A 3,507-nucleotide genomic window follows, 5' to 3' on the forward strand; every position below is an offset into this window, starting at 1 on the left:
GTATATATTCTATTGTATCAAACGAAATAACATTTAAGTATTTTGAAAATCTTATGAAATAATTCAAAAATAAGTTGACACTCTAATTGATAAGCATTATCATTATAATTTTATGTTGAAAAGTTTTTAAAACCGTTTTACAATAAGATTATAATTTTTTGGCGAACTTTTCACATACATATTATCAGGAGGGAAAAAATATGGCAAAATATACAATCGTTGACAAAGATACTTGTATTGCATGCGGTGCTTGTGGTGCTGCTGCACCAGACATTTATGACTATGATGATGAAGGCATTGCATTTGTAACATTAGACGATAACCAAGGTATCGTTGAAATTCCAGATGTATTAATTGAAGATATGATGGATGCATTCGAAGGTTGTCCAACTGACTCAATTAAAGTTGCTGACGAATCATTTGATGGCGACTCTTTAAAATTCGAATAGTCTTTTATTAACTTCAAAAAATCCCCCTCATACTTATGAGGGGGATTTTTTGCACTCTTTTTCATTCTCACTAACAAAAAAACCATTAGCAGTTACGCTGCCAATGGTTTAATATTTTTAAGCATTTTTCATTTTTGCAAATACCCATACTTTCAAGCGTGAAAATAATGCTACAAATACAATTGTTACAACAATTCCTTTAATTACATTAAACGGTAATATCGCCGTTACAATAGTTTGTCGCATAATATCACTAGACATAGCTGGTGAATTTAAAAACCAAGTGTACGCTGGTAAAATAATAAAGTAGTTTAACACACTCATAATAACTGTCATAGTAATTGTACCTAGCATTAATCCTGTCGTTAAACTTTTTACTGTGCGATACTTTCGGAATAAGAATGCTGCTGGACCAATAAATAAACATCCCGCTATAAAGTTTGCTACTTCTCCTACTGGTACTCCCGTTAAACTTCCTTGAATTCCGTAATGCAAAATATTTTTTATCGCTTCTACAATTACACCTGCAATTGGACTRAAAATTATYGCCGCAATTAAAGCTGGCACATCACTAAAATCAATTTTTAAAAATGGCGGAAGCCCTGGGAATGGAAAATCCAACATCATTAGTAAATACGCAATACTACTTAGCATCGCTACACTCACCATCTGCACTACACTGTTTTTTTGTTTCATCTTTCTCTCTCCTTTTCCATCGATCTTCTCATGGAAAGTGGAAAGGTTCTGCTATGCCTATTTTTTCATAGAACGAAAAAACCCTTTGTGATTTACACAAAGGGAGAATTTTAAGGCACATCAAACAGACGTTCAAATACTTATCTTTTTTGAACGCTTGAACCTCCATCTTCTCCCATCCAGACTGTACTGTCGGCTTTGGAATCACACCAAATCCTGCCTTAACGGCTCGCGGGCTTAGAACGAAATTATTAAATGTTCATCACCGCCGGTCGGGATTTTCACCCTGCCCCGAAGATAGACCGATATTCTATTTTCCACTTCATTATACAACAACATGATCGTATTGTGAACAAAAAAAGTGTAACTTACTATAAATAAGTTATTAATTTTACATAATTAAAGAAACGATCACTATATTTTACAATACAACCCATATTTTTTATAATTCGGTATTTCTCTTATGAATCCCCCTAGTCATATGTCGTCAAAAGTGATAAGATGTTGAATTGTTAAGATAAGAACATTTTCTGAGTTATGGAGGAAATGTCATGAAGAAAGATAAAAGACACTCTATTCGAGAAGCAATGAAAAAGAACTTAAGAAAAGAATACTTTTATTTGAAAAAAGAATTACTTTTCTACTGTCCAATTGATCTAGGCACATTCTCAAGAGAGACATACTACGCTACTTTTGACCAAGATGGCATAAGTATTTATCAGTATGATAAAAAAACAGAAAGTAAATTAAAATTGTGTGAGCGTCATCCATGGAAGAGTTGGAATAAGGTAAAAGTTGATCACTATTTAACAACTTCTCAATTTATTTTCCAAGGTGAGCGAAACTGGATTTTATCCCTTTTCCAAAAAGGAAAAGAAGCTCAAAAAATAATTGAAGAACATACATCTTTACAAACGGAAGTTGTTTCCCGTCCGTTTTCCAAGAAACTTCCTGGTTTCCGTTCTGATACACCATTGAATAAATACATCGGTAGCATTTGTTACACTGCACTTATTGCATTTTTATTAAAATGGATGATTCCATTTCAAGCACCACAAATCGCCCTGTATTCTCTTTCAATTGGCTTGATGCTTCTTGGTTTACTTTGTCTTACAATTGGTCTAATCGAACCAACTATCGTACTATTTCGGACAAAAGAAAAAACAAGAACAAAAGTCTTTTACTTATATAGCTACTTAGCTATTTCTGGATTTATATGTGTCTTTATTTTTTGGTAAAAGAAACCGTCCCAAAAGATCTTTTGGGACGGTTTTTCGTTAGGAATAGGTTGCTCTTACTGTCGCATTTTATTGTTAGTCGATATTTCTTGTCGAAATATCGATATAATAATAGCTATGTTCGATATAAATTTTTGTCGATATAATTTCATTTACTATCGCAATCTTAAATAAGAARAAAATAAATTTATTCAAAAGTTATGCTTTTGRGACGTTGCCTTTACTTGACGTATAGTTGTTGGTTCGGATAGATTTGCTCTTGTCGCAATCCATTCCTCACTTTAATTTCCTCAACTGTCATACTAAATTTCCGGGCAATACCAACTAAAGTATCACCTTTTTGTACAATATATAGTGATGATGACACAACTTGATTTTTTTGTTCATGTAAAACAAGCAACGGATTCATCGCATTCCTTTTCTCCATCGTCCATATCCCTTGATGCACTTCTAAATGTAAATGCGCTCCTCGCGATTCTCCTGTATTCCCTACCTCTCCAATTAGCTCTCCTTTTGAAATGTTATCACCTTGAACTACATATCTCTTATTTAAATGCGCATAAACAGCCTCATATTCTCCATGTTTAATAAACACAACATTTCCATAACTACTTGAGAAATAAGACTTTGTCACCTTACCATTTTGAATAGCTGCAACAGGCGTTCCAATAGGCGCAGCTATATCAATACCATAGTGTTTCCCATGTCTTGTCMCAAAATAATCACTTATCTGCCCATCAACAGGCCATATCCACTGATTCCCTTCAGCGTAAACATGTAATTGAGATAAAAATAATACACTCAATATCACCACGCCACATTTTAACGCTTTCATATACATCCTCCGTTTTCTAATAACCGTCATACCTTCTCTATTGTGGGATATTACATAAAAAAGTATACAAAAAAAAGAAAGTGTATTACTCCACTTCCTTCTCTTCTTTATTACGAAAAACAAGTGCACTGCGGTTATACTCCACATCTTTCACTTGTAAACGCGCATTTATTACTCTAGCAAGCGCAAATAAATAATCAGATAACCTATTTATATACTTTAGAACAATTTCATTGGTTTCTCCTTCTTTTTGCAATGACACTATACAACGTTCTGCTCTTCTTATAAC

Annotated in this window: 5 protein-coding genes and 1 riboswitch; of the genes, 2 read left to right on the forward strand and 3 right to left on the reverse strand. The window is 33.5% G+C overall.

Annotated features, from left to right (window positions below; all coding sequences use genetic code 11):
* Window positions 1–200: 200 nt before the first annotated feature.
* Window positions 201–449 (forward strand): ferredoxin, encoded by a 249-nt coding sequence (locus tag AC1DJR_RS22245; RefSeq protein WP_001151994.1) that lies wholly within the window; start codon window positions 201–203, stop codon window positions 447–449.
* 117 nt (window positions 450–566) lie between these two features.
* Here AC1DJR_RS22245 and AC1DJR_RS22250 read toward each other — a convergent pair whose 3' ends face one another.
* A complete protein-coding gene (locus AC1DJR_RS22250; protein WP_002011769.1) occupies window positions 567–1,145 on the reverse strand; it encodes an ECF transporter S component in 579 nt (192 codons plus the stop codon).
* Between the two features lie 163 nt (window positions 1,146–1,308).
* A riboswitch (FMN riboswitch) is annotated at window positions 1,309–1,448 on the reverse strand.
* Between the two features lie 248 nt (window positions 1,449–1,696).
* Between AC1DJR_RS22250 and AC1DJR_RS22255 the strand changes: the two genes are divergently transcribed.
* Window positions 1,697–2,383, forward strand: coding sequence for a hypothetical protein (locus AC1DJR_RS22255; protein WP_429688646.1), 687 nt, complete (start codon window positions 1,697–1,699; stop codon window positions 2,381–2,383).
* A 220-nt stretch (window positions 2,384–2,603) separates the two neighbouring features.
* On the opposite strand, the gene AC1DJR_RS22260 is transcribed toward AC1DJR_RS22255, so the two are convergent.
* Both AC1DJR_RS22260 and AC1DJR_RS22265 read right to left on the reverse strand, forming a co-directional pair.
* On the reverse strand, window positions 2,604–3,218 hold the full coding sequence (locus AC1DJR_RS22260; RefSeq protein WP_477003520.1) for a peptidoglycan DD-metalloendopeptidase family protein: 615 nt from the start codon (window positions 3,216–3,218) through the stop codon (window positions 2,604–2,606).
* Between the two features lie 85 nt (window positions 3,219–3,303).
* The coding region (locus AC1DJR_RS22265; protein WP_477003521.1) for an ATP:cob(I)alamin adenosyltransferase at window positions 3,304–3,507 on the reverse strand (204 nt) is incomplete at its 5' end.

This window comes from Bacillus sp. 05T31, assembly GCF_056396725.1.